Source organism: Catellatospora sp. NPDC049609, assembly GCF_040675365.1.
GTDB lineage: Bacteria > Actinomycetota > Actinomycetes > Mycobacteriales > Micromonosporaceae > Catellatospora.
In genome coordinates, this window is the sequence record NZ_JBFAOU010000289.1 from 1 (window position 1) to 6,168 (window position 6,168).

General features: G+C 72.5%; 5 protein-coding genes. 1 reads left to right on the forward strand and 4 read right to left on the reverse strand.

The features are described from left to right. The 3 genes from AB0J67_RS38505 to thrS all read right to left on the reverse strand — a co-directional run. Positions 1 to 1,576, reverse strand: a 1,576-nt coding sequence (locus AB0J67_RS38505) for an AAA family ATPase (RefSeq protein WP_363490339.1), incomplete at its 3' end; no start/stop codon positions are given. Between the two features lie 208 nt (positions 1,577 to 1,784). After that, positions 1,785 to 2,534, reverse strand: coding sequence for a hypothetical protein (locus tag AB0J67_RS38510; protein WP_363490341.1), 750 nt, complete (start codon positions 2,532 to 2,534; stop codon positions 1,785 to 1,787). 151 nt (positions 2,535 to 2,685) lie between these two features. Then, entirely contained in the window at positions 2,686 to 3,924 is a 1,239-nt protein-coding gene (gene thrS / locus AB0J67_RS38515; protein ID WP_363490343.1) for a threonine--tRNA ligase, read from the reverse strand. Between the two features lie 229 nt (positions 3,925 to 4,153). On the opposite strand from thrS, the gene AB0J67_RS38520 reads away from it, so the two are divergent. Next, positions 4,154 to 4,540: a DUF1992 domain-containing protein gene (locus AB0J67_RS38520; protein WP_363490345.1), complete on the forward strand. Its 387-nt coding sequence runs from the start codon at positions 4,154 to 4,156 to the stop codon at positions 4,538 to 4,540. Between the two features lie 10 nt (positions 4,541 to 4,550). Here the strand turns inward: AB0J67_RS38520 and AB0J67_RS38525 are convergent, their stop codons facing one another. Continuing rightward, positions 4,551 to 5,822 (reverse strand): arginine deiminase, encoded by a 1,272-nt coding sequence (locus tag AB0J67_RS38525; RefSeq protein WP_363490347.1) that lies wholly within the window; start codon positions 5,820 to 5,822, stop codon positions 4,551 to 4,553. Positions 5,823 to 6,168 lie beyond the last annotated feature (346 nt).

The window sequence follows — 6,168 nt, forward strand, 5'->3', positions numbered from 1 at the left end:
GCTCGGCGGCGATCGCGCCCAGCGCGCCGTCGCTGACCGACACCTCGTCGGCGGTCAGGCCCGCCCGGTCGAGCTGCCGGGGCAGCAGGTGGTCGCGGGCGATGGCGACCTTCTCCTGCTCGGTGTAGCCGTCCAGGGTGACCAGCTCCATCCGGTCCAGCAGCGGGCCGGGGATGGTCTCCACCACGTTCGCGGTGGCCAGGAACAGCACATCGGACAGGTCGAGGTCCACCTCGAGGTAGTGGTCGCGGAACGTGTGGTTCTGCGCCGGGTCGAGCACCTCGAGCAGGGCGGCGGCCGGGTCGCCGGCGTACCCCGCGGAGATCTTGTCGACCTCGTCGAGCAGCACCACCGGGTTCATCGAGCCGGCCTCGCGCAGCGCCCGCACCAGGCGGCCGGGCAGCGCGCCGACGTACGTGCGCCGGTGGCCGCGGATCTCCGCCTCGTCGCGTACGCCACCGAGGGAGACCCGGACGAACTTGCGGCCCAGGGCCCGCGCCACGGACTCGCCGAGGCTGGTCTTGCCCACGCCGGGCGGGCCGGCCAGGGCCAGCACCGCGCCGGAGCCGCGCCCGCCGACGACCTGCAGGTTGCGGGCCGCGCGCCGGTTGCGCACCGCGAGGTACTCCAGGATCCGGTCCTTGACGTCGTCGAGGCCGGTGTGGTCCGCGTCGAGCACCGCCTTGGCCGCGGCCAGGTCGGTGTTGTCCTCGGTGCGCGTGTTCCACGGCAGCTCCAGCACCGTGTCCAGCCAGGTGCGGATCCAGCTCGTCTCCGGGGAGGCGTCGCTGGCCCGTTCCAGCTTGCCGACCTCGCGCAGCGCCGCCTCGCGCACCTTCTCGGGCAGGTCGGCGGCCTCGACGCGAGCCCGGTAGTCGGCCGAGCCCTCGGGCTCGTCCTCACCCAGCTCCTTGCGGATCGCGGCGAGCTGCTGGCGCAGCAGGAACTCGCGCTGGGACTTCTCCAGCCCCTCGCGCACCTCGCTGTTGATCTTCTCGGAGACCTCCTGCTCGGCGGCGTGTTCACGCGCCCAGCCGACCAGCAGCTCCAGCCGCGCGGTCACGTCCGGCGAGCCGAGCAGCTCCACCTTCTGCGCCAGCGTCAGCCACGGGGCGTAGCCGGCCGAGTCGGCCAGCTCGCTCAGGTCGGTCATCCGCTCGACCGCGTCGATGATCTGCCACGCGCCGCGCTGCTGCAGCTCGGCGGTGACCAGCGCCTTGTACTCGCGGGCCAGCTCCTTGGCCCGGCCGGCCGGTTCCGGCTCGGTGACCTCGGTCGCCTCGACCCACAGCGCCGCGCCCGGGCCGGGCACGCCGGAGCCGATGCGGGCCCGGGTGACGCCGCGCAGCACGGCGGCACGCTCGCCGCTGGGCAGGCGGCCCACCTTGTCGATCACCGCGGTGACGCCGAACGAGCCGTACTCGCCGTCGAGGCGGGGCACGGCCAGCACGGTCTTGTCCCCGGCCGCCCGTGCCGCGTCGATCGCGGCCTGGGTGTCCGGCTGCAGCGCCACGGCCACCACGTTGCCGGGCAGCAGTACCGCGTCGTCCAGGGGAAGTACGGGGAGAGTGGTCATCTGTGACACCTCTTAACTTGAGTCTGACTGACTCAAGTCCGTGGCCCACCTGGTTGTTCCCTCAACCATTCGGTGTGACCCAGACCACTCCCGGCCCCGCCGATCGTCCGACTTGCCAGGCACATGGGCGTATCCCGCGCCCGCTTTCGCCCAGTTGCCTGGCAAGTCGGGCGATCAACGCCGTACCCGCCGTAACCTCACCGACGGGTCAGCAATTCCCGACCGGGATGTACGGCGGCTTGTCCTGCTCGTCGCGGTACACCGCGCTGACCGGAGCGGTCACCGGGATCGGCGTGGTGAGCGGGTGCGCGAGGGCGCCGGACGGGGCCGCCGCGGTCTGCTGGGCGTGGTCCGCCGCCGCGACCGCCGCGGGAGCGGCCACGCCGGAGACGCCCGCCATGCCGGATACGCCGGGCACGCCGGCGAAGACGCCGCCCGCACCGGCTGCGGCTGCCGCGCCTGCCGCCGACGGCTGGGCCGTCGAGGCCGCCACGAGGACCGGGGCCGCGGCGGGCGTGGGCGTGCTCGGTTCCCGGTCGATCAGGTGGGGGGCCACGAAGTCGGCCGGGTCGGGCGTGCGCTCGAGCCGGGGCCGGGGCGCCAGCAGGCCCAGGATCAGGCCGGTGATCACCGGCAGCACGGCGTACGAGGACGCGACGTCGGTGAAGTAGACGTCGAGCCCGATGTTGAACGCGCCGCCGAGGTACAGGCCCAGGTCGCCGGCGACCGTGACGGCGGCCCAGAGCAGGCCTACCAGCACGCCCTCGGGTCCGGTGGCGGTGGGGCGGCGGTACAGGTACCGGATGGCGAACCCGGACACGAGCCCGACCATGGTGGTCAGCTTGATCGACTCGTACAGCGCCTCGTGCTTGCCCTCGGCGGGCAGCAGGAGCAGCGAGATGGCGACCATGCCGAGCCATACTCCGAGCCCGTAACCGAGCACGCGCGGCGACCTCATGGGCGGTTCCTCCTTGAAAGCGGGGTTTCTACCCTGCTAACCGCGCGAAGCGCGCCGAGGTCGCTGTCACGACGGCGACCGGGGGACGGCCGACCCGTTAAGAAGGGCACCTTCCGCTACGTGTGGCGTTAAGAAGGTGCCCTTCCTTTCGTCAGGGGCGGGTGGCGGCGGTGATGTGGGACAGGGCCTCGGCGTGCGGCATGGGTGGCAGTTGCCGGCCGTCACGCAGGCGGAGTGAGACCTCGCCCGCGGCGGCCTCCCGGGAGCCGATGACGGCCAGGTACGGCAGTCTGCGCTGGGCGGCGGTGCGGATGCGCAGGCCGAGGGAGCCGTCCAGGAGCAGCTCGGTGCGCAGGCCGGCGTGCCGCGCGGCGTCGGCGAAGGCGCGGGCGGCGGCGTCCTGGCCCTCGGCGACCGGGGCGACGGCGAGCTGCACGGGGGCGTACCAGGCCGGGAACGCGCCCTGGTGGACCTCCAGCAGGTGCGCCATCAGGCGTTCCATGCTGCCGACGATGCTGCGGTGCACCATCACCGGACGGGCGGCGCTGCCGTCGCGGTCGGTGTACGACAGGTCGAAGCGCTCCGGCTGCGCGAAGTCGACCTGCACGGTGGCCAGGGTGGACTCACGGCCGGCGAGGTCGCGCACCTGAATGTCGATCTTCGGGCCGTAGAAGGCGGCCTCGCCCGGCGCCTCCTCGAACGGCACCCCGGCCTGCACGAGCGCGTCGCGCAGCAACGACTCGGCGCGGTCCCAGGCCTCGTCCGAGCCGAGGTACGCCGCACCCGGGCCGCGCAGCGACAGCCGGTAGCCGTCGGCGGCGAAGCCCAGCGCCGGGTGGATGCGGGCGCACATGGCCAGGACCAGCGCCACCTCCGCGCCGACCTGGTCGAGCGAGCAGAAGACGTGGGCGTCGTTGAGCGAGATGGCGCGCACCCGGCCGAGCCCGCCGACCACGCCGGAGCGCTCGGCGCGGTACATGCCGCCCAGCTCGGCGATGCGGACGGGCAGCTCGCGGTAGGAGCGGCCGCGCGAGGCGAACACCATCGCGTGGTGCGGGCACAGGCTGGGGCGCAGCATCAGCGCCTCGTCGGCGGGCTCGCCCGGCTCGGCCAGCGGCGGGAACATGTCGTCGGCGAACTTGGCCAGGTGGCCCGACCTGGCGTACATCCGGCGTTTGGCCAGCGGCGGGGAGTAGACGTGCTGGTATCCGGCGAGGCGTTCCTGCTCGCGGACGTACTCCTCGATGGCGTGGCGGGCGGCGGCGCCCGCGGGCAGCCACAGCGGCAGCCCGGCGCCGACCATCGGGTCGGAGTGGTAGATCTCGAGCTCGCGGCCGAGCCGGCGGTGGTCCTTCACGGTGTGCTCCTGGAGTGGTGCGGCACCGGGCACACGGGGGCGGACACGCGTCGGCCCCCGGGGCGTGTGCCCCGGGGCCGACGGTCGACTAAAAGATCAGCAGGTCAACGCGTGCGAGCGCCGGGGAGTCCCGGCGTCGTCGTGGCGTTGGCGTGCTGCTGCATGCCGTAGACGATAGCGCCGCCGCCCGGACGCCGAGCAAGCGATTTCCGTCACCGGGGTAGATTCGGGGGCAGCAGCCGATCTTTCGAGGGGGGCGGCGGTGACGCACTGGTACGAGTCCAGCATCGACCGGCAGATCCGGGAGGCGGCCGAGCGCGGCGAGTTCGACGACCTGCCGGGCGCGGGCAAGCCGCTGCCGGGCGCGGGGGAGACGCTGCCGGAGGACTGGTGGCTGCGCGACCTGGTCCAGCGGGAGAACCTCAGCTCGGCGATCCCGGCGACCCTGCTGCTGCGCCGCGACCTGGAGGACCTGCCCGACACGTTGGTGAAGAAGGCCAGCGAGCAGGCGGTACGCGCGTACGTCGCGGAGCTGAACGCGCGGATCGTGCGGGCGCACCGCGGTGAGCTGGCCGGCCCCGCGGTGGCGCTGTCCCTGATCGACGCCGACGACGTGGTACGCCAGTGGAAGGCGCGACGCGCCCGCTGAGCCCCCGCGGCTACGGGTCGCGCAGCAGGGGGCAGGTCATGCAGTGCCCGCCGCCGCGGCCCTTGCCGATCTCGAAGCCGTCGATCTCGACGACCTCGATGCCCGCGTCGCGGTACTTCTGGTTGCTGAAGACGTTCTTCGAGTACGCCACGACCACGCCGGGCGACAGCGCGACCACGTTGTTGGCGCAGTCCCACTGCTCGCGCTCCTGCTGCGCCTCGTCGCCGCCGGTGGTGACGACCCGCAGGTCCTTCTCGTGGGACAGCCCGATGGCGTGGGCGACCGCGCCGAGGAAGCTGTCCTCCGGCGTTATGTCCAGCGTGCCGGGCTTGTCGCCGGGCCGGATGCTGTACGCCGTGGTGCCGTCGATGACCTTCGGGTAGACGGTGACGGTGTCGCGGTCCATGAACGTGAACACCACGTCCAGGTGCATGAACTGGCGCTTGCGTTCCAGCTGCACCGCGATGACCCGCTCGGCGGCCCCGCGCTGGAACAGCCGTTGCGCGAGGTTCTCGACCATCTGCGCGGTGGTGCGCTCGCTGATGCCGATCAGGACGGTGCGGTTGCCGACCGGCATCACGTCGCCGCCCTCGATCGACGAGCGCCCGAAGGACTGGATGTCGAACTCGTCGTGCTCGTCCTTGCCCGCGTCCGGGTACCAGAAATTGATCTTCTCTTGCCGGAACATCGGGTGGAAGCGGTAGACGGTGCCCAGGTTGACGGTCTCCAGCTGCCGCGCGGGCCAGAACATGGGGTTCAGCGAGACGCCCTCGTAGATCCAGCACGAGGTGTCCCGGGTGAACAGGTGGTTGGGCAGCGGCGGCAGCACGAACTGGGAGCCGACCGTGGTCGCCGCGGTCAGCGAGCGCGTGGTGAGGCCGTCGTCGGCGAACTGCATCAGCTCGGCCCGGGTCACCCCGCCGGTGAGGTGGGTGGCCAGCGTCTTCGGGTCCATGTTCGCCAGCGCCTCGCGCACCGCGTCGACCATCGCCGGGCCCACCGTGTACGGGCTGACGGTGTGCCCGATGACCCACTCGCGGGCCTCGGGCGACTTCAGCGCCTCGGTGAGCAGGTCGTGCAGCAGGAACACCTCGATGTCGCGGGCGCGCAGCTCGGCGACGAACTGGTCGTGCTCCTGCTGCGCGCGCTCCACCCAGAGCACGTCGTCGAAGAGCAGCTCCCCGCGGTTGGAGGGGGTGAGCCGCCGCAGCGCCAGGTCCGGCCGGTGCACCAGCACCTTGCGCAGCCTGCCGACCTCCGAGTGGACTCCGAATCCGGTCATCGCGCGCTCCCGTCCCCGGTCCTCCGCCCCCACCGCCGTCGCTGCCGCTGCCACGAATGCTACGTGCGATTCACGTCCTTCGCGTAGTTTCACTGCTTTGCGAAGGCATCGCGACTGCTCAGCCGACGTCGCGAGGTCCACCGCTGGGCCGGCCCGGCCGCAGGCGGATCGGCGGACCGGCCGGTCAGACCACCACGCGGCGGGCCGCGCCCGACGTTTCTCGGAGACGGCGCTGCGGGCGACCACCCGGAGTTCGGGCGACAACCCAGGAGTTGTCGCGACAACAGCCGTGCCGGGGGCCGGATCATCACCGCATCGAATCCATCCAGCAGCGCACCAACCACAT